The 23,809-nt window shown below is 45.1% G+C and carries 20 protein-coding genes; 8 read left to right on the top strand and 12 right to left on the bottom strand.

What is annotated here, in order from left to right; genetic code table 11:
- Window positions 1-118 precede the first annotated feature (118 nt).
- The 3 genes from JV36_RS0103595 to JV36_RS0103605 form a co-directional block, all read right to left on the bottom strand.
- Window positions 119-1,462, bottom strand: coding sequence for an alginate export family protein (locus tag JV36_RS0103595; RefSeq protein WP_032095412.1), 1,344 nt, complete (start codon window positions 1,460-1,462; stop codon window positions 119-121).
- Between the two features lie 100 nt (window positions 1,463-1,562).
- On the bottom strand, window positions 1,563-2,360 hold the full coding sequence (locus tag JV36_RS0103600) for a substrate-binding periplasmic protein (protein ID WP_032095478.1): 798 nt from the start codon (window positions 2,358-2,360) through the stop codon (window positions 1,563-1,565).
- A gap of 18 nt (window positions 2,361-2,378) precedes the next feature.
- Window positions 2,379-3,521 (bottom strand): hypothetical protein, encoded by a 1,143-nt coding sequence (locus tag JV36_RS0103605; RefSeq protein ID WP_032095413.1) that lies wholly within the window; start codon window positions 3,519-3,521, stop codon window positions 2,379-2,381.
- A gap of 448 nt (window positions 3,522-3,969) precedes the next feature.
- On the opposite strand from JV36_RS0103605, the gene JV36_RS0103610 reads away from it, so the two are divergent.
- Both JV36_RS0103610 and JV36_RS0103615 read left to right on the top strand, forming a co-directional pair.
- The gene (locus tag JV36_RS0103610) at window positions 3,970-4,272 is read left to right on the top strand and encodes a hypothetical protein (protein WP_235207752.1); all 303 of its coding nucleotides are present in this window, start codon (window positions 3,970-3,972) and stop codon (window positions 4,270-4,272) included.
- Between the two features lie 240 nt (window positions 4,273-4,512).
- Window positions 4,513-5,223 carry a YitT family protein gene (locus JV36_RS0103615; protein WP_032095415.1) on the top strand — a complete coding sequence of 237 codons (711 nt, stop codon included), beginning with the start codon at window positions 4,513-4,515 and terminating at the stop codon, window positions 5,221-5,223.
- 433 nt (window positions 5,224-5,656) lie between these two features.
- Here the strand turns inward: JV36_RS0103615 and alr are convergent, their stop codons facing one another.
- Window positions 5,657-6,739 carry an alanine racemase gene (gene alr, locus JV36_RS0103620; protein ID WP_032095416.1) on the bottom strand — a complete coding sequence of 361 codons (1,083 nt, stop codon included), beginning with the start codon at window positions 6,737-6,739 and terminating at the stop codon, window positions 5,657-5,659.
- A 281-nt stretch (window positions 6,740-7,020) separates the two neighbouring features.
- On the opposite strand from alr, the gene murQ reads away from it, so the two are divergent.
- The 3 genes from murQ (at window position 7,021) to JV36_RS0103630 (ending at window position 9,705) form a co-directional block, all read left to right on the top strand.
- The gene (murQ, locus tag JV36_RS0103625) at window positions 7,021-7,989 is read left to right on the top strand and encodes an N-acetylmuramic acid 6-phosphate etherase (protein ID WP_032095417.1); all 969 of its coding nucleotides are present in this window, start codon (window positions 7,021-7,023) and stop codon (window positions 7,987-7,989) included.
- A gap of 173 nt (window positions 7,990-8,162) precedes the next feature.
- Window positions 8,163-8,351, top strand: coding sequence for a hypothetical protein (locus tag JV36_RS19550; RefSeq protein ID WP_152561518.1), 189 nt, complete (start codon window positions 8,163-8,165; stop codon window positions 8,349-8,351).
- Window positions 8,302-9,705, top strand: coding sequence for an exo-beta-N-acetylmuramidase NamZ family protein (locus JV36_RS0103630; RefSeq protein ID WP_052010105.1), 1,404 nt, complete (start codon window positions 8,302-8,304; stop codon window positions 9,703-9,705). Before JV36_RS19550 ends, JV36_RS0103630 begins: the two co-directional genes overlap by 50 nt.
- 902 nt (window positions 9,706-10,607) lie before the next feature.
- Here JV36_RS0103630 and JV36_RS0103635 read toward each other — a convergent pair.
- Window positions 10,608-12,812, bottom strand: a complete 2,205-nt coding sequence (locus JV36_RS0103635; RefSeq protein WP_235207753.1) for a glycoside hydrolase family 3 N-terminal domain-containing protein — start codon at window positions 12,810-12,812, stop codon at window positions 10,608-10,610.
- 176 nt (window positions 12,813-12,988) lie between these two features.
- On the opposite strand from JV36_RS0103635, the gene JV36_RS0103640 reads away from it, so the two are divergent.
- Both JV36_RS0103640 and ggt read left to right on the top strand, forming a co-directional pair.
- Window positions 12,989-14,365, top strand: a complete 1,377-nt coding sequence (locus JV36_RS0103640) for a Na+/H+ antiporter NhaC family protein (protein WP_032095419.1) — start codon at window positions 12,989-12,991, stop codon at window positions 14,363-14,365.
- 169 nt (window positions 14,366-14,534) lie between these two features.
- Window positions 14,535-16,133, top strand: coding sequence for a gamma-glutamyltransferase (gene ggt, locus JV36_RS0103645; RefSeq protein WP_235207757.1), 1,599 nt, complete (start codon window positions 14,535-14,537; stop codon window positions 16,131-16,133).
- A 45-nt stretch (window positions 16,134-16,178) separates the two neighbouring features.
- On the opposite strand, the gene JV36_RS0103650 is transcribed toward ggt, so the two are convergent.
- From JV36_RS0103650 to JV36_RS0103675, 6 genes are all read right to left on the bottom strand, one after another.
- A complete protein-coding gene (locus JV36_RS0103650; RefSeq protein WP_032095421.1) occupies window positions 16,179-16,649 on the bottom strand; it encodes a LabA-like NYN domain-containing protein in 471 nt (156 codons plus the stop codon).
- 207 nt (window positions 16,650-16,856) lie between these two features.
- The gene (locus tag JV36_RS0103655; RefSeq protein ID WP_032095422.1) at window positions 16,857-17,273 is read right to left on the bottom strand and encodes a VOC family protein; all 417 of its coding nucleotides are present in this window, start codon (window positions 17,271-17,273) and stop codon (window positions 16,857-16,859) included.
- Between the two features lie 11 nt (window positions 17,274-17,284).
- Window positions 17,285-18,691 carry an aldehyde dehydrogenase family protein gene (locus tag JV36_RS0103660; protein ID WP_032095423.1) on the bottom strand — a complete coding sequence of 469 codons (1,407 nt, stop codon included), beginning with the start codon at window positions 18,689-18,691 and terminating at the stop codon, window positions 17,285-17,287.
- A 311-nt stretch (window positions 18,692-19,002) separates the two neighbouring features.
- The gene (locus JV36_RS0103665; RefSeq protein WP_032095424.1) at window positions 19,003-20,301 is read right to left on the bottom strand and encodes an adenylosuccinate synthase; all 1,299 of its coding nucleotides are present in this window, start codon (window positions 20,299-20,301) and stop codon (window positions 19,003-19,005) included.
- Window positions 20,302-20,572: 271 nt separating this feature from the next.
- On the bottom strand, window positions 20,573-20,755 hold the full coding sequence (locus JV36_RS0103670; protein WP_032095425.1) for a DUF2065 domain-containing protein: 183 nt from the start codon (window positions 20,753-20,755) through the stop codon (window positions 20,573-20,575).
- Window positions 20,756-20,862: 107 nt separating this feature from the next.
- A complete protein-coding gene (locus tag JV36_RS0103675; RefSeq protein WP_032095426.1) occupies window positions 20,863-22,026 on the bottom strand; it encodes an aminotransferase class V-fold PLP-dependent enzyme in 1,164 nt (387 codons plus the stop codon).
- 247 nt (window positions 22,027-22,273) lie between these two features.
- Here JV36_RS0103675 and JV36_RS0103680 point away from each other — a divergent pair, with 247 nt between their 5' ends.
- Complete coding sequence (locus JV36_RS0103680) at window positions 22,274-22,702, top strand: hypothetical protein (protein ID WP_032095480.1); 429 nt, start codon at window positions 22,274-22,276, stop codon at window positions 22,700-22,702.
- A 75-nt stretch (window positions 22,703-22,777) separates the two neighbouring features.
- Here the strand turns inward: JV36_RS0103680 and trxA are convergent, their stop codons facing one another.
- Entirely contained in the window at window positions 22,778-23,647 is an 870-nt protein-coding gene (gene trxA / locus JV36_RS0103685; RefSeq protein WP_052010106.1) for a thioredoxin, read from the bottom strand.
- Window positions 23,648-23,809: the final 162 nt, after the last annotated feature.

A 23,809-nucleotide genomic window follows, 5' to 3' on the forward strand; every position in this document is an offset into this window, starting at 1 on the left:
TGGCAAGGTGCTCTCTTAACTATTAGCAAACGATGAGCAAAGATAACAGGTTAATTACACAGGGAAAAGGTTAACTCATTTCTACTAGCGAGACGCATCAGGTATCAGTAAACGGCGGTTAAAAGCTGTACATTGCACCTGTGAAAACAAACGCACTGTTATCGCTATAGTCGCCGCGCTCAAAGCCCCGCCCTTTAAACAAATACGCACCGCCAATAGCCAAGCGCAAATTAGGTAATACGTTATAGCGCCATCTAGCCTCTACTTGATGGCCGATAAAATCATCCACACTTTCAGGGGCTTTTTGATACCACATGGCTTTATAGCCAAGCAGTACATGGTGGGCGCCTGCAGGTTTGCTAATGCTGCGCAACCCTACCGTTTTCAAGTTTCTACGGGGCATGGCTTGATACACATCCGTTGGCCCAAAATCAAAACGCCTAACACCAAATAAACTGTCGAAATTCTCAATTCTGTTGTCTGACGTATCGTTATCACCACTGATGTAATCTACCTCGGCGCGTAAAAAGGTATTGGCAGTAATCTTTTTGCCTAGATAGCCAAAAAGCATGTAGGCGCGAACGTCTTTATCTAGAGTGTCATCGGCGGCTCTGGTTTCTCTTGCGGTTCCAGTTTGACCGACTATCTCTACGTTGCCCTTCCAACCATGACTAAACGCTTTGGTATAATCTACGGATAAGGTATACAAATCTCTGTTATTCGTGGCTAACTGGTCGCCGTCATCTTCTTTTAGCCAGTAGCTTTGTAACTTTACATTGTCATCGGGAGAGGCGATGTATGCGCCGAATAACCGTCTCTCGCTGTAGCTTTTATCAAATGCTCGCTCATTTGCATCAACACTTGCTGCATCAAGAGGAAAACGCACCACAGGCTGAATATATATACCACTGACATTCCACTGTGAGAATGTGGCGTCTACCACTACCCCGTCGTAACTGTTTGTAGCATTGCGATAGATGGTTTTTGCTAGCAGGCGACGGCTGCCGTAATCAAGCTCCATACGCCCTACTTTGATGGCGTCTATATTGGCTAGTGAGGTTGGCGCATAAGAGACATAGAACTGCACAGGCTCCAGTGTATTGACCTGATTGGCACCCAATGTGGGGTCGTTATCATCAAGAAATGCTCTGGAGTCTCTTACGTCTAAAGTCGCGCTAATATTGTTGTAGCTTACCGTAGTGTTAACAATGATTCGGGTAGAAATACGCTCATTGTTTTGCTCGCGCTGCTCACGCGTAGTAGGAAAAATAGGGTTGTGCAGCGACTCATAGCGCACTCTTAGTGAGCCTGATACGTCCACATGCACTTGGTTGTCGTTGTGTATCGCTGTATCCGCTAACGCATTATTAGCCACAAGTGGCGACACTATAATCAGCGCTATAGAGAAAAGAAAGAAAGGAAAAGCGAAGAGTAAAGGTAACCGACTATAAAAAGAACGCATTAACAACCCATAAAGACCTAAAAAATTATGGGTTGTAATTATACGCAGAGCTACTCATAACGCACTATCTGTTTACGTGTAGCGCGTTATTTGTATTGGGCTATCGTCTATCGTAGTGCACTTTTTTCTGAGGATGCTGGTAGTAGCCCTCTTTTAACAAGCGCTTAAACCGTGTCAGCTTGCCTTCTAATGTGAGCTCATCAATACCTTTATTGAATAGTGAAAGCACTAGCTGACTATTTTGCTTATCCTTAGGCACAAGAAGGTGGGTAGTGACGGTAGAAATATTAGGAGAAATAAGGGCCACGTTATCTCGCTCAGTGTCAGTGAATTCTCGCTCTAATAGATACCAACCCGTTAATTCATCAATAGGGAAAATATCAATATCGCCATTGATTAGTGCTTCAAAGTTTTCCTGATCGCTTTCGCGTTTTACTACATTCTCATTGTTCTCTATAAAAGCAGCAATCTCATCGTTGTAGAGGTATCCCTCTGTAATACCCATTTTCAAATCGGCAATATCGCTTAACTCAGACCACGTACGTATTTCATTTTCGCTGTTCACATAAAAGACTAAACTTTCAGCGCTAATTGGCTTGCTGTGAAAAAACTCATTTTCTCTGGAGCGAACAAAATTGCCGTAAGATAGCGCATCATACTCACCGGCCAAGGTAGCTTCTAACGCTTCATCCCATGGCATTGATACATACTCAACCTGCACTCCAGTTTCTAACAGCGCATCAGTAATGATATGGTTTATATAGCCGCCATGCTGCATATTCGATGAGGTATAAGGCGCATACTCAGCGGTGGCTATTTTTAACTTTAACCACGCATGCCCGTGGCTCACCGATGGTATAAAGGCAAGTAAACATATAATGGTAAATACTGTTTTCATAATCATTCCCCTAAGCGCTTAGAAATAAATTCCAAGGTTAATATTAAGCCTGTGCGTGGTGTCTTGCAGGCCGCCGATGTCTAAGCCAATTCCCGGGCCACCGCTAAACCACATATTTTTGCCTCGAATGCTATCCACATACATGAATAATTTATCCCATCCCACGCTACAGCCATTCACCCACTGAGATGAGTTTTTACCTGAGGCATCATCACCCTTAGCAAGACTGAACTCTGAGTAGCATGTCATTGACGATATATTGTCAAAGTCGTATGGCACCGAGTAGATGAGGTTGGCCGAGTAGGTTTGTCCGTCTGCCGCTGCCAAAAAAGGAAAGGTAAACGAAGATAGCGCTAAACGATCGTCAGCCTGACCTTCAGGCGCAGCTAAGTTGTATTCGTAATTGATATACTGAAGTTCTACCTTAAAGTCATTTTGGGTATGACGCATGTGCAGGGCATAGGCATTCATATCGCCACTGCTAGAGGTATCTAAGTTGAGAATATTACCATACTGATAAGACGCACCAATCTCAGTGGTAGCACCTCTAATAAAACGGCCAGTGTAATTTGCACGCAAGTTATACTGTCCATCTTCTGAGTTTCTAAACTCACCATCGTCAGCAACATCGAAGGAATAACGACTAAACTTCGCAGCGTCGTTATATTCATCGTTCATGAAGTAGGCCGCCTGAAAATCCCAGTTGCCTCGCGTATGATTTATTTTAACGCCAGCATCGTAGTCGTCTTCAAACCCTAGGTAGTAATTGACTGAAAACCAGAAACTGTTACTGGCGAAGGGCTGTAAGCCAAAAGGCGTTTGCGTAATACCACCGGTAATCTCTGTACGATCGTTAAAGTGATAGGTTAGATCGGCAAAACGAACCGTATTGAAGTCGACATTTTCATACCAACGGTACTCCGCTTTATAGCTAAATTGATCAGATTCGCCAGCCACACCCAGTTTAAAGGATTCAAATTCAAAGCCGTCTCTAAAATCAGGGATAAGCCAGTCTTGATGCCCGTAGTTAACACGTGCATGACCAGAAAGAGTAAAAGGTAATTCGTCAGCTATCGCTGATTTGCTAAAGCCAATAGCTCCGATAGAGCAACCGATGCCACTACCGACAAGCAGCGATAGCGCGATGGGGAGTTTTTTCATTGCAGTTCCTACAAGTAAATTGGCGACACAAGAGAAGAAGAAGGCTTACGAAAGGTGTTTGATTACCTAGCTTTCAAAAAATAATTCTACGCCGATAGATTTGCAGTAATGGTATCAGCCCAGCGCAAACCTTACAAAAATATAACGTATGACATTGACAGTTAATACGTTCGCCTTTGCGTGTGCAACACAGGCTTGTGTAATGCGGCCTTTTGCTACATAAGCTCCCAACAGGTTTTCTAACTAGAAAACAACCGCGTTACGACAGCACATTTCCCTATTTTGCATTCTTTATATCCCACACGTGGTCATGATATGTTTATGCGCTTAAGTAGGAACCGTATCTTTTTTTATTAACCTGCAAACGCACTTTTAACTCATTATAGTGTCTGAAACTTCTCGATGTAGTCTGCCACCGCGCAATGATAGAGGTAAAACAATGCATGCTATGAAACGTTCAATTCTTGCGGATATTGCTGCAATCGCTGCTATTGCGGCGCTCATTGCCGTGACTTTTTACTGGATTGAAGCGCGAAGAGAAGTCATCATTTTATGCGACAATTTCTATCCTGGTATATCAAAAGCCAATGTAGAGCGTCAGTTGAACACCGCTGAGCTTTTAACGTGGCATACGGAATTTGTCGCTAACGGCAGCAGAATAGAAGCGTCCAGTCCGCTCCATTTTGGCATTATGCAGTGCAATATTAGTTTTAATAAACAAGACATCGTTTGGAGTGCCACTCTCGATTAGGCAACAACCTGTTAGTGCGTGATTGAACGCGGTCATTTTATGCCTTGTACTGAAGTGGTTGTCACAATTTGGTGCAACGTTTACATAGCGGCAACACCTTGTTTACGGAAGAGATAAGAGTCGTAAAGGCATGCATACCATTCGCTGATTTGCCGACTTTAAGTTAGCCGCTCCCCCCTATATTCCCGCATGTTGTAAACGTACAATTACACTGTGTATTCTTAACGCAAGTTCTTTATCATGCAAAAACCAAATCACAGTGTCATCGAAGATGTATTCGCTTTAGTTAGTGCGGGTTTATTTGTTGCGTTTGGCGTGTTCTTATTCCAGTCTCAAGACTTAATGGTAGGGGGTGCTGCAGGTTTAGCATTGCTTGGTACCTACGCAGTGGATATAGACTTTGGCGTACTCTTCTTTCTCATTAACATTCCCTTTTACGCCTTAGCGTGGACGCAAATTAGTAAGCGTTTCACTATCAATACTTTTATCTCTGTTACCACGGTATCGGTGCTTACCGAACAAATACCAGCCTTTGTTGATATAAGCCACGTGAACCCATTTTTTGCCGCGGTATTTGGTGGCATTCTCATTGGTGTGGGTATGCTAATGATGTTTCGTCATAGCTCTAGCTTAGGTGGTATCGGCATTATGGCGTTCTTCTTACAACAGCGCTTTAATATACGAGCCGGTTTTTTCCAGCTATCGGTAGATAGCGTCATATTGTTATGCGCCTTACAGTTTATAGAATGGCATCTTGTGTTAATTTCTATTCTTGCAGCGCTTTGCCTTAACATGGTGATATCGCTTAATCACCGCCCAGAGCGTTACGCGCCGGTATCAAAAAACAAGAACAACAGTAAAAGCGTGAGTAGTGCTGACGCTAACAACACCACACTCACAGGCGAACAGAACGAACATTTAGACAACGGATTACACCCTCAAAATAGCTGATGCAACTTTAAACGTCTGGTGTGCTATCCGTTGGCCACACAACTCCAGCCAAATTGACGTGGCGCGCAAAAGAAAAGCCCGATTGACTCACATTAATCGGGCTTTTTTGAATTGCTTATTTGTATTTTTACCGCTTAGGTACGTTGGCGTCTACTTTAGCTACTGCTTCTTTTTTAACAGGCGTTGGTGGACGACTTACTGCGCCACGGTTCACTCTCGGTCTTGAAAACGAAGTACGCATACAAACCTCACTTATGAGTATTGGCAACGCTGTCGATGATGAAACATTCACCTCACACACACGTCAACCAACAACAGTATAGACACAAGGTAGGCCAAAGCGCCTCATTCTTTTGTCGAATAGTTGTTAATAAAATTTTAGCGATTCGCCGTGTAGTGCAGTTTCTGAGTGGGAAACACTCTACATAAAAGTTTAGGCATATCTCACGATACGAGGGACGCGACTGGACACGCGTGTCATCAGCTCATAATCGATGGTGCCCGCACAAGAGGCCACTTCGCTGATGGAGATGTTTTCTCCCCACAGCTCTACCGTGTCGCCAGTGGTAACATTATTAATGTGAGTTACGTCAATGGTTATCATGTCCATAGACACCCGACCTACAAGCGACGCGCGCTGCCCTCTTATCATTACGGGCGTGCCGTTAGGGCAGTGTCGTGGATAACCATCGGCATAACCTATTCCCACTGTCGCTATTTTACTTGGCTTTTGTGCCCGCCAGGTTTGCCCGTAGCCTACCCCTTCACCCTCAGCGATGTCTCTAAGTGCAATAACGCTAGAGCGCAAGGTCATTGCAGGGAACAACTGCACCGACGTGCTGGTGATAGATTGAGTAGAAACCTTTCCACCATAAACACCGAGCCCTAACCGATTCCACTGTGCTTGAGATTGTGGCCAGTTCACGCATGCTGGCGAGTTTGCTAGGCTAACTGGTAACGACAAAGACGCTACCTTGGTTTCAAAGGCGGCTATTTGAGTGGCTGTAAAATCGTTATCTGGATCGTCGGCGCTGGCGAAATGCGTTACCAAAGTGGTCTCGTTGGTAAGCAGGCTTTGGTTTTTAGCCACAACCTGAACAATGTCGTCGGTAGAAAAACCCAGTCGATGCATACCACTATCTACTTTTAACCAAATATGCGGGCGTTTAGATACCTCACACTTTTGCATCCACTGTAGTTGTTCATAAGAATGCATCACCAAGATACAGTCGTATTGCGCCGCCATTGCGCACTCTTTGGCTTGATGCGCCCCTTCAAGCACCACTATTGGCACTGTGATACCCGCTTCTCTTAATGCCACCGCTTCTTCAATAATAGCCACTGCAAAGCGCGGCGACACATGCTGAAGTATGCGCGCAACATTAATTGCACCGTGACCATAGGCGTCGGCTTTAATCACGGCCATAGACTGGCTGTGCTTTGCCATAGACGACAATGTTCTGAAATTTTGAAGTACGGCATCTGCGTGGATGATGGCTTGAGTTTGACGGCTCACAGGTTAACTCTCACTGCATAAAAAAGTTGCTAATCACAATACAATCACCGTGTGACCATATCTAATGACGCAGATTATATCATGAGTTAAACCTGACCGCGTTTGTCTTTACCTGTGGTTTGTGGCCTTTCACCTTTAGACAAATGCCGTTATTCTTAGCTCTTTACCAATAGCACCTTTGCTATTAGCACCTTTGCTACTAGCAAAGAGCCTACAGTAAGCACGGCACTACTAGCGCTTTGCTTCTAGCTTGTTATTAACCAATCACTAGAGTATCTCTCATGCCGTTGTCACAGCCTTCATCTTCTCATTCTCTTATCAACGATTTAGCGCGTATTGTTTCGGAGGGCAGAAATCCAGACACTCTCGACATTGATACACTTTCCACCGTAGACGTACTCTCAAAAATTAATGCTGAAGATGCAAAAGTGGCGGCAAGCGTAGCCACGCAAATTGCAGCAATTGCACAAACCGTTGATGCAGCAACGCAAAGCATTAAAGCGGGCGGCAGACTTATCTATATTGGAGCCGGTACCAGCGGCAGGTTAGGTATTTTAGATGCGGTGGAATGCAGACCCACTTTCAGCGTGCCCGACTCATTGGTAGTGGGAGTTATTGCAGGAGGTGACGATGCCATAGTGCACGCAGTAGAAGGCGCTGAAGATAATCGTGAGGCAGGCAAAGACGATTTGGTTGCCCTATCACTGACTAAAAACGACACCGTAGTGGGCATTTCAGCAAGTGGCCGCACGCCTTATGTCAGTGGCGCGTTAACCTATGCAAGTGAGCTAGGCTGCACCACCGCCGCTATTGCCTGTAGCCCTGACGCAGCCATATTTGAACCCGCCGCTATTACAATATGCCCAGTAGTTGGCCCAGAAGCATTAACAGGCAGTACCCGAATGAAGTCGGGCACGGCGCAAAAAATGATCCTCAATATGATAAGCACCACCACCATGGTGAAATTGGGTAAAACTTACGAAAACCTGATGGTAGACGTGAACGCCACGAATGAGAAATTGAAAGCCCGTGCATGTCGCATTGTAATGCAAGCCACCGAGTGTGATGAGGCCACCGCCATGGAGGCACTCGACGCCTGCGATAATAAGGCAAAGGTCGCCATATTGATGGTACTGACTAACACCAATGCAGAGCAGGCGGCTAAAAGCCTGAGCAATCATAACGGATACTTAAGAAAAGCAGTCAAAACAGGCGCTGCGGACAAGCCAATGCCAAAAGCTGATAACTAGCGAATAGGTAACTAGCTAATAAATAAATAGAAAATAGAGACGAAAGAGATGGGGCCTTGGCTATAAGAGGCTGTAAAAGGTTATAAGGGTCAACAAGGGTGCAATACATTGGTAAAAGGCATGCAGCAAAGCTTTAACAGGGGAAGCAATATGAAAACACATAGATCATCAAAATGCCTTTTACCGTCTTTTATCCCGGCAGTGCGATACAGCTTAATGTTCTTCAAAGTAAGTTTGAGGGCAAGCTTGGGTTTGTGCCTGAAATGGCTTTTGAGATTGTGCTTGAGATTGTTCCTGAGTTTAGGCTTAGGAATGGTCATTCCATTAGGCGCTATGGCAGCGTTAAATACACCAACCGCTAGTGCCTCACAAATTAAAGTTGGCGCTGAGCAATTTGATAGCTATGTGCCTTTGTTATCTGGAAAACGTGTTGCTCTGGTTGTTAACCAAAGTGCTCTGGTTGCGAATAGCGAACCGGAGCCTAGCGTTGATGTTGATGTTGATGTTGATGGTGAAGGTAATTCAACTGGCGCTCCTTCAGCAACCAAACAGCATCTGCTTGATGCATTGCTCGCTCGCAACATCAATGTGGTCAGTATTATGTCTCCCGAGCATGGTTTTCGAGGAGATAAAGATGCCGGAGAAAAGATAGACAGCAACATCGACATTCAAACCGGCTTACCCATTCACTCTCTTTACGGTAAAACCAAAAAGCCCTCTGTGGCGATGTTAGAAAATATCGACACCGTTATTTTCGACATACAGGATGTGGGCGTGCGCTTTTATACCTATTTGAGTACCCTGCATTACGTTATTGAAGCCGCGTTTGAACAAGGTGTTGATGTGATTGTGCTTGATAGGCCGAACCCTAATATAGCCTACGTTGACGGGCCGTTACTTACACCACCCTTTAAATCATTTATTGGCATGCATCCCATTCCCGTACTTCATGGTATGACACTAGGTGAACTTGCCAAGATGATAGTGGGAGAAGGTTGGCTAGACACAGATAAACGCGCAAACCTAACGGTTGTGCCAGTAGCAAACTATACCCGAACCACGCCCTACTCGCTTCCCATAGCGCCGAGTCCAAACCTTCCCAACGATAATGCTATTCGGCTTTACCCCACACTGTGTTTTTTTGAGGGCACATCGGTAAGCATTGGTCGCGGAACTGACCTTCCTTTTCAACTTATAGGTCACCCTGTTGCCAATTTAGGCAACAGCCGTATTAAGGTAAATGCAAACCATGGATCGTCAAATCCGAAGCACAAAGGCACAACATTGTTTGCCCAGACTCTTGTGGCTGACTCTTCTATTTCTGAGCTTTCTAGCGCACAAGATTCTGAAGCACAGAAGCAAATATTAGAGCCACAAATAATAGAGGAGTCGACAACACCAAATTTAAGAACAAACACCAGAACAAAAGCGCGAAAACCAGCGGCCAAAAATGCAAGATTAAGCCCAATAAGCGGGCTAGATATTCAAACGTTGCTAGATACATTTAACGCTGTAAAACTGGCTGATGAGACTTTTTTTACTCGCCCAAATTTTTTCGATAAATTAGCCGGAAGTTCGTCTTTGAGAGAAGCCATAGTGGCCGGCAAGAAAGCAGATGAAATTTATGAATCTTGGCTAGCAGACATTGTAAAATTTAAAGCGCAGCGAGCCCCCTATCTACTTTATTCAGAGCACACTCAACACACTGCAAAATAACGTTAGTAACCGCTTACAAACTATTAATAATATCCACTTAGATATTGCCCAGCAAACCATTTATGACAAGCGGTTATCTTCAACAGTAATGGGCTTATATCTGCTACAGCGTGAGCGCCTGTAAAAGCGTGGACGTTTAACGCCATGTATAAATCGGCAACAAGCATGCCTACTGAATGTATGCATAGAGATTAGTAAGCACTCACACTTAACTTTAAAGAGTGTTAATTTGAATGCTGGCTAAAGGGATGTTTTGAATGTTATTTAAATATTCGTTGAGAATTGCTGACGTGTATTGTAATTGTAAATTGGGACTTAACTTAAGGAACAGGTTGAGAGAATCAGCACTTACCCAGGTTTTTACAGTTCACAATTATTAGCAGGTTGGTGCATAACAACACACCATGTTAGGTGCCATACTACTAGGTGGCATAAACTGACAGTGAGAGCTTGGTTACTTCCTTCGTTTTTTATCTTATTTTCAGCTTTATTCGATGTCTATCAGTACACAAAAAAGTAGACGAAAATAGCGCAAGTTACTGATAAAGCTTTCACTAAAAACCCTGCTAATTTTTCAGCTTGAGATAACATTTTAGACTCTCTAAAAGTCTAATTAGTGAGTACTAACATACCGCTTCTTCTCTACTATTTTCAGCGCGTTTTTTTTATGTATTTTTATTAGTGTTTGGCTTGGTGTTTGGCTTAGTATTTGAGTAGCAATTTACAGGTCTTCTTTCCTACATATTTGATCTAACACACGCCTTGTTTTTCACCTAGTTTTCACCTTGCTTCCGACCTCTTTTTTACCCTGATTTGCTCCTTCATCACCACCAAATATTAAACCCAATATTAGCCCCTTATTTATATTGCTTTGGCACGTAACATTAAAAATAGCAGCGTAACTATTGTTGCCAGCTAACTGGAGATTTTCCCTTTGGGACAAGTTTTCCACTTAGCACTTTCATCAAGGTTTGAAGACTCTGACTAGACACCTTTTGGCTAGGTTCGTCGCTGTTGGTATCGATTAGCGCACTTTTCTCCAGTGCATAGTCATAAGTTGCAATGCCAATGTCTGCATAGTCCATTGCCGCCTTGGCGGTGTAAGGCATTCTCATTGCAGCAAAAATTACTGTTTTGCCTTGCGATCTTGCCAGCTTCATTGCATACGCGCCAAAGGCGTTTAACTGCGCTCCACTGGCCCTATTTGCGAGTTGCGAGGCTCGATCTAACCCACCAAGCTCATAGTTGGCGTGAAGCGGCGTAATATCACCCACAATGAGTGCATCAGATTGCTTGATTAACCGCGATACTAACCCTTTATTCGGCAGCTCGATGAGCGGCAAACACGCGTACTGCGCATTAGCGTCGACAGAAAGTACGGCGTCTTCAAGGGCTAAGCATCTCGCTGCGTCTGGCATGAGCGCTACCCACTTCACTGCTTTTACGGGAAGTTTATTGTTTCCAAACAGTAAGGTGACAGACGCCTCAGAAAGCGCTTTCTCAATTTGTTTCCCCTTTAAATACAGCGCACTAGCATTTTCGTTTTTGGGCGCATTAGCGTGAGTTTTTGCAGCGATTTTTGAATTGTCTTTTGCGTTTTTATCTGCGTTCTTTGCTGCGCTCTCTGCTGTATTCTCTTTTGCGCTCTCTTTTGCGCCCTCTTCCGCATTCCCTTTTAAGTAGCCTGCTGCTTTACCTTTCGATTCTGGGATAACCTTGTCACTGCGTGGAGTAGTCTCACCGGTGTTCGCCTGTGCTTCATTAAGCCACCACGACATAGGTTTACTCACGTACCGGCCTAGCTGATGATGTAACTTCATGCGCAACACCCGTTGGTGTGATGCTGTTAACCGTCCCATCTTTTGCTTATCTTTCACCGTTCGCATTGCAAGGCTATTTAGCATGGCTTTAAATGCCTCTATATCTTGTAGATTGCGAATGGTATATGGCATAAGCGCAATGTCTGCACCCGCGTCAAAGGCCATCATCACCGCCTCTTCTTCTGTAAAAAATTGTGATATGCCCGCCATATCCAACGCGTCGGTTACAATGAGTCCATCGAAGCCTAAACGATTGCGCAAAATGTCGGTTAAGATACGCTTTGATAAGGTGGCCGGCACAATTTGCAGTTCGCCTTGTTTGTTTTTGATAGTGGTATTATCTAGGGATGGATATTGAATATGTGCACTCATCACCATGGCTGGCGGTGTGTCGCTATTAATAATATTAGCGAATGGAAGCAAGTCGCCAGATTGTGCTTGTTTAAGCGAATGGTCAACTCGCGGTAGTCCCGAATGACTGTCTACGCGAGTATCTCCATGACCAGGAAAATGTTTAAGCGCGCTTAATACCCCTGCTTTCTGCATAGCCGACACAAAGGCTTCACCAAGTTCTGCGGTTTGTTCAGGACTTTCACCAAAGCTACGAACGTTAATAACGGGGTTGTTAGGTTCGCTATTAATATCAACCGAAGGGGCGAAGTTAGTATTTATTCCCAGCGGCAGCAATGTTCTACCTATGTGCTCACCAATGTTGCTAGCAAACGCATTACCATGTTGATGCGCAGACGCCCCAATAGCCAGGTTACCCGCAAAAGCAGGTAATATAGTAGTAGGTAACCGAGCCACCCGCCCACCTTCTTGGTCAACAGCAATAAAGAGGGCTTCTTTTCCCGCCTGTCGCATGTTGGCCTGTAGCTCGTAATTCATTGTTACAAGCTGCTTGGCGCTATGGATATTTTCACTAAAGAGTATTACGCCGCCAATATTTTCACTACTGAGTAAATTTAGTAATGGCTGTGGCATGGTCGTAACAGGAGTTCTGCATTGCTTGGATAAGGTACCGTCTTGGCAAAAATAACGAAAATCCAACATCATTTTTTGCCCTATCATTAACTTGGCTTTTTTAAGCTGGGCGTCACTGGCTTCAGTATTCGTGCCGCCAGGTGTAAAACTAGCGCTAAAATCAGATGCGAAACAAGGCACAGCTACAGCAATAAAAAGCCCAGTAATAAATAGGCTGTTTCTGTAGAGCGTTAACGCAGAGAGCACTGAACGACTTGATGTTATAACGGGGGTTTTAGTTTTCTTAAATGTGAAGAACGACAATGTTTATCTAATCCTTGGTAACAACGCACACAATACGGTACGCTACTATAAATCAGGAAGCTAGCAGAACGCGAACTGCTCTGATCACCGCTAAACCCGCAGTTTCTCTGCGAGTTAGTCACGTTAATGAGCGCTCCCCTGGCGCTAAGTCAATACGTTTAGATTTGGAAAGTAGTATGGATTGGATGTCAGTCATCCCCCCAATTGTGGCTATTGCCGTTGTATTTTGGAAAAAAGAAGTCATTCTCGCACTCGCCCTTGCTGTGCTTTGCGCGGAAACGCTGATATTGGTCAATACGGATTTAAGCGGCACTTACCTTGCGCCGATAAATGCGATTGAAAGAGTGGTTGGCACAGCCTCTAGCCCGGGTAATACAAGGGTATTATTATTTTCCGTATTGGTTGGTGCACTGCTAGCCTTTATTCGCGATTCTGGCGGTGTTACCGCTACCGTTAACTTTCTGGTTGGCAAAGGCGTAGCCAAAACCCGTAAACAGGTGGGCGGACTGACTATGTTTACCGGTATTGCGGTGTTTATCGAATCGAATTTAAGCGTGCTGACTGCGGGTATATTTGCCAGAGGTTTATACGACCGTTTTGGAATGAGCCGTGCTCGCCTTGCCTACGTTATTGACTCTACCAGTGCGCCAGTTTGTATACTAATACTCCTTAACGGTTGGGGCGCGTTTATATTAAGTCTGCTAGACGCCTACGAACTGCCCGCCTCTTCTGCCTCAATTTTATGGGGCAGCGTTGTATTTAATTTCTACGCCATTTTTACTCTTCTTATTGTCGCCTACACAATATCTGCCGACAAAGTACACGGCCCAATGCTAGAAGAAGAAAACGCGCTTTCTCACACCGATGTAACGCAGCACTCTGAACCGGCTACCAAAGCGCGCTTTATGATAGCGCCTTTACTGGTGATGGTATTTAGCATGGTGGGCTTTATGTTCTGGACTGGTAACGGCACGCTTTCACAAGGAAGCGGCAGTAAATCTGTACTCTACGCCACAGCGCTCGCTACTGCTCTTGCGTATTTCTTGCTGTTGTTTCACAAACGATTCACCCACAAAGAAGCGGTAGAAATTGGCTTTAAAGGCATGGGCGAGCTTCTGCCCTTGGTTACCATTGTATTGCTTTCTCTTACCCTTGGTAATAGCTTAAAAGACTTAGGAACAGGGGTGTTTGTTGCTGGCGTAGTGGGCGAATACCTTCCTATTGTGTTTATTGTGCCAATGCTATTTATTGCCGGTGGCGTGATGTCTTTTACCACGGGCACCTCGTGGGGCACTTTTGCTATTCTTATTCCTATTGGCGTACCGCTAATACAAAGTTTAGGGCTCCCCCCATCGCTGGTTATTGCGGCTATTTTGGGAGGCGGTATATTTGGCGATCATTGCTCGCCTATTTCAGATACAACAGCGGTTTCTTCTCTGGCAGCAGGGTGCGATGTACTTACACATGTTAAAACACAAATACCCTATGCGCTTTTCGCCGGTGTACTTACGCTAATTGCATACTTCATTGCTAGCGTCATTATGATTGGGTAACCCCCATTTTTGCATTACAAAGGAGCTATACATGACTGGACGGATAATATTTAATGCCTGGATGCTAAAAGCGGCAATGCTTTTTGGCGTCATAGCACTAGGAGCAGGCTGCACTTATACGGCTTCTTCTGATGCTGGTCAGTATGAAAATGATATTGTTAAAAGCCCAATGGCGCAGCAGGCTGTTGCCATGCCAGATAGCTACAGTGCCGATGCTGCAATGGCAGTATTACAAGAAGGCGGTAACGCCATTGACGCCGCGATTACTGCACAATTTGTATTGGCAGTCACCTTGCCTGAGGCAGGCAACATTGGTGGCGGTGGCTTTATGACCATTAAGTTTGAAGACACTACCGACTTTCTCGACTATCGGGAAATGGCGCCTCAACAGGCTCACCGCGATATGTATTTAGACGATAACGGCGACGTAAAACCTTACGAATCGCTTTTTGGTGCAAAAGCCTCCGGTATTCCGGGCACGGTTGCAGGAATGTGGGCCGCCCATAAAAAGTATGGCACGCTAAGCTGGGAACGCTTACTCGCCCCTGCAGTGCAATTAGCTGAAGACGGTTTTGTTGTGCACGACAAGCTAGCTAATAATATTTCAAACTACATTCGCCGAACTCAAAATAACGGTATTAACAGCAACTTTGCAGACTATTTTCAACAGGCCAAAGCCAATACCGTATTCAAACAACCTGAATTGGCGGCCACGTTAAAAACCATACAATTAGAAGGCAAAGAGGGCTTTTACTCAGGCGAAGTGGCTAACCTTATTGTGGACTTTATGAAGCAGAATAAGGGTTTAATTACCCACGACGACCTAGCGGCCTATAAAGCAGTGTGGAGAAAACCACTGCAATTGAGCTGGCAGGGATATGAGTTAGTGACTGCCCCGCCGCCAAGCTCAGGCGGTGTCGCTGTAGCGCAGTGGATTGGTATGCTTGAGGCCTACACGGCGCAACACGAACTGCCAGCCCACAACAGCAGCGAATACATTCACATCATGTCGGAAATTGGTAAGCGTGTATTTGCCGATAGAGCTGAATACTTGGGCGATCCAGACTTTGTAAGCGTGCCTGTTGCCGCCCTTACCCAGCCACAATATATTGCGGCGCGGGCAAAGGATATTCAATCAGATACCATTTCAGAAACCATCGCGATTAAGCCTGGCCTTCCTGAAAGCGAAGATACCACCCACTTTTCTATTATGGATAAATGGGGCAATGCTATTGCCAATACCACCACCATTAACCTGACCTTTGGTAGCGGTGTGGTGGTTAGCGGGGCTGGCTTCTTACTTAATGACGAAATGGATGACTTTAGTGCCAAGCCAGGCGTGCCTAACTTTTTTGGCGCAGTAGGCGGTGAGGCTAATGCTATTGAACCTTACAAGCGTATGTTGTCTTCGATGACGCCAACCTTGGTGAAAAAAGGCAATGACGTGGTGCTGGTGACTGGCTCTCCAGGGGGAACCACCATCATTTCATCGGTAGCGCAGTCGTTATTGAATGTGTTGCTTTACGACATGAGCGCCGAAGATGCCGTTAATGCGCCCCGTTTTCACCACCAACTATTTCCGAAAGACACCATTAGAATGCACGATGGTTTCAACACTGACACGTTGAAAAACCTTGAAAGCATGGGGTATATCATTGATAACCGACGCTTTGGTGATGTACACCTTATCAAACGAACTGACGCGGGCATTGATGCAGCATCAGAGGCCAGCGGCAGAGGAAAAAGCATTGTTGCTGCCCATAACTAGGGCGTGTAAACCCAGTATTAGGAGCGCGGTGAAATAGCGAGAGTGCTAGAGTAAAAGTGCGGCATCGATGGGTATATACTCCGATGCCGCTTTTTGCAGGCTTTCTGCCGTTAGCGCCGGCACACCATATACAGAGACTTTTTTGCCCTTGGCCTTTAATGCCTCCACGAGTATATCGAAGTCGCCATCGCCAGATACCAGCACCACTTCATCGGCATTGTCGGCGTATTGCAATGCATCAACGGTAATGCCAACATCCCAATCACCTTTTGCTGACCCATCGGCACGTTGAATAAAAGGCTTTAGCTTTACATCAAAGCCAATAGCGCGAAGTATATTTTGAAATTCCCGCTGTTTGTTATCGCCCTTATCTATTGCATAGGCGAAAGCATTGACAATATCGCTATTGGCGTTAATTCGCTGCCAAAAGCGATTGTAGTTAAAGTTGCGTTTGTACGCCTGACGGCAGGTGTAATAGACATTTTGCACATCGACTAAAATAAGAACTTTCTGCACGATTATTTATACTCGCTTGTTTTTTACTCGTCTGGTTTAGACTCGCCTGATTTTGACTGACCTGATTTTGACTGACCTGATTTTGACTAGCTATGAGAAAACGAAATGAGAATGACATTACCTAGGTAATGTCACTACACTGAGGGTGTGCTGCTAGAGCGTTGAGTGTAGCGCTTTGAGCGTCAGGCCACGAACCTGAACTTTAAGCTACGAGGCAAACAGCTGATTGATGTCGGCAAACGCTTTAAATTCTAGCGCATTGCCGAAAGGGTCTTTAAAAAACATAGTGGCCTGCTCTCCAGGCTTTCCCTTAAAACGAATGTAAGGAGCAACAATAAAGTCAATATTGGCCGCCTCTACCTTTTCTGCTAGTTCCTGCCATACCCCCATTGTTAGCACCACGCCAAAATGAGGCACAGGCACTGCGTGATCGTCTACGCCATTATAGGAAGGTGGCGAGGGCATTTCATTTACGCAGTGAGTAACTAGCTGATGACCAAAGAAATTCCAATCTATCCACTGGGTATCGCTACGCCCCTTCTCACAGCCAAGCAGTTCGCCATAAAATCGATTGGCATCGTCTAAGTTTGTTACTGGAATAGCTAAGTGAAAAGGCTGTGTCATCAAACGTCCTATTATAAAAATTTCTTGAGTAGCGACAGTTTAAATTTAGAAAACGGCGCGTATCTAAAGGGAACATCTAGCGCAAATGACCGCTTCATTACTGTCTTCAAATGGCTGAAGGTATCAAACCCTGCACGACCATGATAACTGCCCATACCGCTATTACCAACACCGCCAAAGGGAAGTTCGGGGTTGGTCATAAATAACATGGTGTCGTTTGTACATACGCTACCGGAGCTAGTGGCACTTATAATGCGGTCGAGCACCTCGTCGCTGTCGCTAAATGCATATAGGGCAAGGGGTTTAGCACCATCATTCACTAGCGCAATACCATCATCTAACGACGGTACCGTGACTATGGGTAAAATAGGCCCAAAGATCTCTTCTTGCATAATAGCACTATCAAGACCCGGCTCCAGTACTAAGGTGGGCACCATTGCTGGGCGCTCCTCATCAAACTCACCGCCATAAACCACATTCACGTTATCTAAATAACTGCGTAAACGACTTAAATGGCGTTTATTGATAATGTTGCCGTAATCTGGCGAGGTGAGTGCCGATTTACCATATTGCTTTTTAAGCTCTTTTCTAATGGCATCAATGAGCGGCTGCTCAAAACCCTTTTCTACAATAATGTAATCTGGGGCCACGCAGGTTTGTCCTGCGTTCATCCACTTACCCCAGACAATGCGCCTAGCAGTAACCTTCAAATTTGTATTTTTATCGACAAAGCACGGACTTTTGCCGCCAAGTTCAAGGGTAACCGGAGTAAGATAACGGGCCGCTGCACTCATCACAATTTTACCAACGGCTTCGCCGCCGGTGTAGAAGATATGATCCCATTTACAAGCAAGTAACGCAGTTGCCTCTTCTTTACCGCCTTCTATCACCTCTACACAAGACACATCCATGTATTGAGGGATGAGCTTTGCCACCAGCGCTGAGGTTTCTGCTGAGAGCTCTGAGGGCTTCAATACGGCGCAGTTACCCGCCGCTAGTGCGGCAATATAAGGCGCTAGCAATAGCTGTAAAGGATAGTTCCAGGCCCCAATGATTAGCACTGTACCTAGCGACTCAGGCTGCTGAAAGCTTTTACCTGGCCACGCCACCATGGGAGTAGACACCTTGCGAGGCTTAACCCATTTGTCTAAATGCTTAAGGGTGTGATCGATATCGGATAACAAAAAACCTTGTTCGGCAACCATGGCCTCGGTTTCACATTTGCCCAAATCCGCTTTAAGAGCCTCTAACAACGCCTCTTGATTGTCTTCTAACATGCGCTTTAATGCCAACAACTGATTTTTCCGCCAGTCGAGAGACTGTGTCTTTCCGGTGCGATAGCTAGCGTTTAGCTTTTTAACATTGTCGATAAAACAAATACCCGGTTCGATAGCATGAAGAGTAGGTCTAGTTGGCATATGAAGGCTCCGCTGGCGTTGTCAGCTCGAAAAAAGTCGACTTTCTATATTCTATTAATAGGTATGTTCTGCTGCAACGCAACTAAATTGTTTATTAATATTCGCTCGTTGCCGTATTTTATTAGCGCGTGATTAGCGCTTATTGCCCTTTGCAGCGCATTTTTATAGCGGTTTTAGGGCTGCTTAGACAACTATGTCAATGTTGTCTACTTTGTTTCGCGCATAAAAAAACCTAGCACAGGCTAGGTTTTTTGGTGTATCGGCTTAAGTATACAGCGGCTGCTGCATACTTAAGCTAACGTTTCGTTGCATTAGGCATCATAAGGATGACGTAGCACGATAGTCTCGTTTCTGTCTGGGCCTGTTGATACGATATCGATTGGCACACCTGTTAACGCTTCTAAGCGTTTGATGTAGTTTTTCGCGGCTTGTGGCAAGCCTTCAAACTCTGTCACACCATAGGTGTTGTCAGACCAACCCGGCATTTCTTCGTATACCGGTGTTATCTTATCGTAGCCATCAGCTGCCATAGGCGGTACGTCTTTCACATTACCGTCAGCGTCTTTGTAGCCTACACAAATTTGAAGCGACTCCAAACCGTCAAGTACATCAAGCTTGGTCAGGCAGAAACCTGTGATAGAGTTAATCTGCACTGCGCGTTTCATGGCCACAGCGTCAAACCAACCTGTGCGACGCTTACGACCTGTCGTTGCACCGAACTCATGACCTTTAACACCTAAGTGCTGACCTACTTCACAATCAAGCTCTGTAGGGAATGGGCCAGAACCAACTCGTGTCGTGTAGGCTTTTACAATACCTAGCACGTAATCAAGCTTCAACGGACCAAAGCCTGCACCTGTTGCCACACCGCCTACGGTAGTGTTCGACGAGGTAACGTAAGGATAGGTACCGTGGTCGATATCAAGCAGCGTACCTTGAGCGCCTTCAAACATGATTGGCAAACCGTTTTTGTCGGCTTTATCAAGTTCATCGGTAACATCAATAACCATTGCTTTAAGAATATCGGCAACTTCCATCGCGCCTTTCAACGTTTCGTCGAAATCGACAGCTTCTTCACCGTAATATTGAGTCAGCGTAAAGTTATGCACATCAAGCACTTCTTTTAGCTTGGCTGCAAAGTCTTCAGCATTAAACAAATCGCCCACGCGAAGACCGCGACGAGCCACTTTGTCTTCATAGGCTGGACCAATGCCGCGACCGGTTGTACCGATGGCTTTAGCGCCTCGCGCCTTTTCACGAGCAACATCGAGTGCTACGTGATAAGGAAGGATCAGAGGACAAGCTTCACTAATTTTCAAACGCTCACGCACAGGTACACCACGCTCTTCTAGCATAGTGACTTCTTTCATAAGTGCGTCTGGGCTTAATACAACACCATTACCAATTATGCAGGTAACGTTGTCACGTAAGATGCCTGATGGGATTAAGTGAAGAACGGTTTTTTCACCGTCGATTACTAGAGTGTGACCTGCGTTGTGCCCGCCTTGGTAGCGAACAACATATTTTGCGCGATCAGTGAGTAGGTCTACGACCTTTCCTTTACCCTCGTCACCCCATTGAGTGCCGAGTACCACAACGTTCTTTGCCATGAATCATATGTGTTAAAAAATTAGGCGGGGATTCTACAAAATTCTACGCAAAGGATCATCTATTTTTCGAACAAAAATGCGCCACAGAACGCCCTTTGGTGTGAAGATATTTTGTCAACGCACTCATAAAGCAAGGAGCAAAACCCACTAACCCTATATTTTATAAAGGGTTAACGGGTAACGTTTTTTATTCGCGAGCGGGATAAACTGAACAAACGGTCAATAGAATTAAAACCGTCTTTCTTATGCTTTTATTAGAGTGCTTATTCATCTACGAAAAAAACAGGAGTAACAGTGTACCAAAAATAACCAACACACCACCTATTTGACGAAGTTGATTACTGGGCTGCTGGCTTATTTGCAGCAAGTAATTGCGCCATTTGTTGGGAAATAGCAATGGCCCTATTCCCTCAATAATAAGCACCATCGCCAGTGCAGGTAAAAACCATGACATTTCCCTCTCCTTTCTTTAGCGAATTCAGCTAGCAGCCTTCGTTGACAAACTTTGGATAAGTTTATAAGGGTAACCGTTGAGGGAAAAGGACGCTATCAAATAGTGCGTTACACCCTGCCAAGGGCGCTCAAATCTACATAGTCTGTCGTATGGTATAAGCCAAATCCGAAACGCAATCGATTACCCCGGTAATCGGTGAGTATATTCTGCGCTTTTAAAGCATTCGCTAACTGCTGGGTTTCATCAGCACTATCAAATTCAAAGGTCAGAAAATGCCCCCGTGCTTTGTCATCTTTAACCACTAACGCCTGTCGGTTAATCTGCGTGTGGTCGCTTGCATCTAGCTGAGCTAAAAAGTGACGCTGCATGCCCATAACGTGCTCGTCAATTTTCTCGACACTGAGGTGATGCGCTTCAAACAACTCTAGTACTGCACGCAGACGGTACAGCGCAGTAAAGTCCATCGTGGCGCCGGCAAACCGCATGCCGTCGGTGCTGTACTGAACCTCCCCCGAACGAGGCTTATCTAACGTACCAAATTCGGCAAACCACCCGGTGTAGACTGGGCGCAACGTACAGCCTGTAGGAATGTGAGCAAAACACGCCCCCTCTCCTGCCTGCGCATATTTGTAGCTTCCTGATAGATAAAAAACTCTGTCTTCTATATGTTTAAGGTTTGTAGGCTTTGCCATAAAGCCATGATAACCGTCTACCACGATTAACGTATCGTCATTAGTGACACTAGCAACGATACTGTCTACGTCATCTACCACGTAGCCTGAATTAAAAAACACATGACTAAAGAACACCAAATCTGGCTGATGCTTACTAATAGCAGCTTTAAAACGCGCGCTAAAGGTATCGAAGGGCTGCGTGGGCACGCTGATAAGATTAATATTGGCTTGTTCATTCATGCGGGTGACTTGTCGCTGAAAGCTATGAAATTCGCTATCTGTGGATACAATGGTCACTTCGCGAGAGTAATCTAAGCAGCTCATTATGCGATAGAGTAACTCATGGGTATTAGATGCAAACACCAGCTGTTCTGGTGCGCTAGTACCGATGATTTCACTTATCTTGCTTTGTAATTCGGGAACGAGTGTTTCAAAAAAATAGCCCCATTTTGCATCAACGTAGCGGGCGCTATCATCCCAGTATTGAAGCATGGCATCGCGAGTGCAGTCTGGCCAAAAGTAATGACTGTGGCACGCGTAATGTTGCTTGCCCTCATTTGCTTCAAGAAATCGGGTATAAAAATGCTGATAGGACATGATGAAATACTCTTATTTTGACGCGACTTAATTTACCAAAACCTATCAGCGCTGACATGCAAACAGCAAACTAAACTCTCCCTAAGTGTAAAAAGTTTAATCCACCGTATGGATATTTATACCTATGCAAGTTTTAAAACCCATAATATATGCTATAAAATTAAGTAACAGTATAAAAAATCATACGCGTCACACTGGTTCTCGTGAAGCACAGACTTTTAAAAATCACGGCGGTAGTAAAAAAGAAATGCAGTTCCCTCCTTACGGCAATTACTCTGTAGACATTTCTGGCAATGTGCTTGAAGTGTTTGCCTTGGGCGCATGGAATTTAAAGACCACCCAGCTATTTGTTGAAGAGATGCATTCGTTGATTAAGCGCTTTGACGGTGAACCGTGGGCAGCGTTGATGGATGGTAGGCGCTGGGTACTGGCTACACCAGATTGTCAGGCGTACCTGTCAGAAGCGATTAAGACTAACATTGCTATGGGGCTGTGCCGCTCGGCTTACGTACTAGACAGCGGCATGGTTAAAAAGGCACACCTCGAACGAACTCACCCGTCTAAACAAAGGGATTTAGAGTTTCCTCACTACGAACGACAGTATTTTAAAAAGTATTTTGAAGCGCTTAACTGGCTTAATCAGGAGGGATTTTCACCCATTCTAACAAAACCTTGAAGGCCAACGTCTTAAAGACTTGGTATTGGAAAGCATAGCCTTAACAACCGCGGTTAAGACTATGCCTTGTGCAGTTTAGTAAAGCAGGCTGTATACCTTTCTGCGGTATTCAGATTTAAGCGGGTCACCATCTGGCAGCGCGTTCATCATATCCATCATCAGTTTACGAGCATTGCCGAAACCAAGCTCTTTCTTTAACACCGCATAGAGCAGTGCAAGTGCATCTTGCGCTTTATTGGCCTGCTGTAACTGAACGGCCAAATCCACCTTTGCTTGTAAATCATTTGGGTTCGATTCAACCACCGACTGCAGCTGTCGTATTTCAGGGGTATCGGCCGCTTGCTCCGCCAGCTCTATCTTGCCATTTAAGGTTTGGTAGCGGGAGTCTTGATCCACTAGCTTAATTTCTGACAATAGCTGCTTGGCCACATCGATTGAACCTGTTTCTATAAAACAGTCGATAAGCATGTATTTAGCATTCACATTGCTTTCGTTAAGTGCCAGCGCCTCTTTTGCAGCAGGTAATGCTGCGGCATAATCGCCCTGCTGAATTGCTTTACCCGCAGTGGCAAGCAGTTCGTCTTCAGGATTAGGCAGGTATTTACTCAACATTTCGCGTATTTGCGGCTCGCCCTGCACACCGGCAAAACCATCTACAGGCTGACCGTTTTGCACTACCATCACCGTGGGCAGATTGCGAATTCCAAACTGGGCAGCCACCTCTTGTTGTGCTTCACAATCAACCTTCGCCAGTATCATGTGCTCACTGTATTCACCGGCAAGTTTCTCTAAAATTGGCTGTAAGTCTTTGCATGGCTCGCACCAAGGAGCCCAAAAATCGATAAGCACCACTTTCTCTTGCGACGCTTCAACGATAATTTGTTGAAAGTTCTCGACGGTAATATCAACAATGGTTGCCTGAGTATTAGCAATCATATTTTCCATAACGGGTGCCTTTTGTTTAATCATTATATGCAAAGGAATATGGGGTAGTTAGACACAAAATACAAGGCTAAGCGCATATCCTATTTATAGGTAGTAATGGCAGACAAAATAGAAAAAACATTGTCGTATTTATGACATTATTTGACAAAGACCCATGTTAAA

This window comes from Alteromonas sp. LOR (assembly GCF_000753865.1).
Classification (GTDB): Bacteria; Pseudomonadota; Gammaproteobacteria; order Enterobacterales; family Alteromonadaceae; genus Alteromonas.

What these genes read in the sequence shown, in the direction of transcription:
- JV36_RS0103595 (WP_032095412.1), bottom strand. Translation starts at nt 1,462, where the DNA reads ATGCGTTCTTTTTATAGTCGGTTACCTTTACTCTTCGCTTTTCCTTTC.
- JV36_RS0103600 (WP_032095478.1), bottom strand. Translation starts at nt 2,360, where the DNA reads ATGAAAACAGTATTTACCATTATATGTTTACTTGCCTTTATACCATCG.
- JV36_RS0103605 (WP_032095413.1), bottom strand. Translation starts at nt 3,521, where the DNA reads ATGAAAAAACTCCCCATCGCGCTATCGCTGCTTGTCGGTAGTGGCATC.
- JV36_RS0103610 (WP_235207752.1), top strand. Translation starts at nt 3,970, where the DNA reads ATGAAACGTTCAATTCTTGCGGATATTGCTGCAATCGCTGCTATTGCG.
- JV36_RS0103615 (WP_032095415.1), top strand. Translation starts at nt 4,513, where the DNA reads ATGCAAAAACCAAATCACAGTGTCATCGAAGATGTATTCGCTTTAGTT.
- murQ (WP_032095417.1), top strand. Translation starts at nt 7,021, where the DNA reads ATGCCGTTGTCACAGCCTTCATCTTCTCATTCTCTTATCAACGATTTA.
- JV36_RS19550 (WP_152561518.1), top strand. Translation starts at nt 8,163, where the DNA reads ATGCCTTTTACCGTCTTTTATCCCGGCAGTGCGATACAGCTTAATGTT.
- JV36_RS0103630 (WP_052010105.1), top strand. Translation starts at nt 8,302, where the DNA reads ATGGTCATTCCATTAGGCGCTATGGCAGCGTTAAATACACCAACCGCT.
- JV36_RS0103640 (WP_032095419.1), top strand. Translation starts at nt 12,989, where the DNA reads ATGGATTGGATGTCAGTCATCCCCCCAATTGTGGCTATTGCCGTTGTA.
- ggt (WP_235207757.1), top strand. Translation starts at nt 14,535, where the DNA reads ATGGCGCAGCAGGCTGTTGCCATGCCAGATAGCTACAGTGCCGATGCT.
- JV36_RS0103655 (WP_032095422.1), bottom strand. Translation starts at nt 17,273, where the DNA reads ATGACACAGCCTTTTCACTTAGCTATTCCAGTAACAAACTTAGACGAT.
- JV36_RS0103660 (WP_032095423.1), bottom strand. Translation starts at nt 18,691, where the DNA reads ATGCCAACTAGACCTACTCTTCATGCTATCGAACCGGGTATTTGTTTT.
- JV36_RS0103665 (WP_032095424.1), bottom strand. Translation starts at nt 20,301, where the DNA reads ATGGCAAAGAACGTTGTGGTACTCGGCACTCAATGGGGTGACGAGGGT.
- JV36_RS0103670 (WP_032095425.1), bottom strand. Translation starts at nt 20,755, where the DNA reads ATGTCATGGTTTTTACCTGCACTGGCGATGGTGCTTATTATTGAGGGA.
- JV36_RS0103675 (WP_032095426.1), bottom strand. Translation starts at nt 22,026, where the DNA reads ATGTCCTATCAGCATTTTTATACCCGATTTCTTGAAGCAAATGAGGGC.
- JV36_RS0103680 (WP_032095480.1), top strand. Translation starts at nt 22,274, where the DNA reads ATGCAGTTCCCTCCTTACGGCAATTACTCTGTAGACATTTCTGGCAAT.
- trxA (WP_052010106.1), bottom strand. Translation starts at nt 23,647, where the DNA reads ATGGAAAATATGATTGCTAATACTCAGGCAACCATTGTTGATATTACC.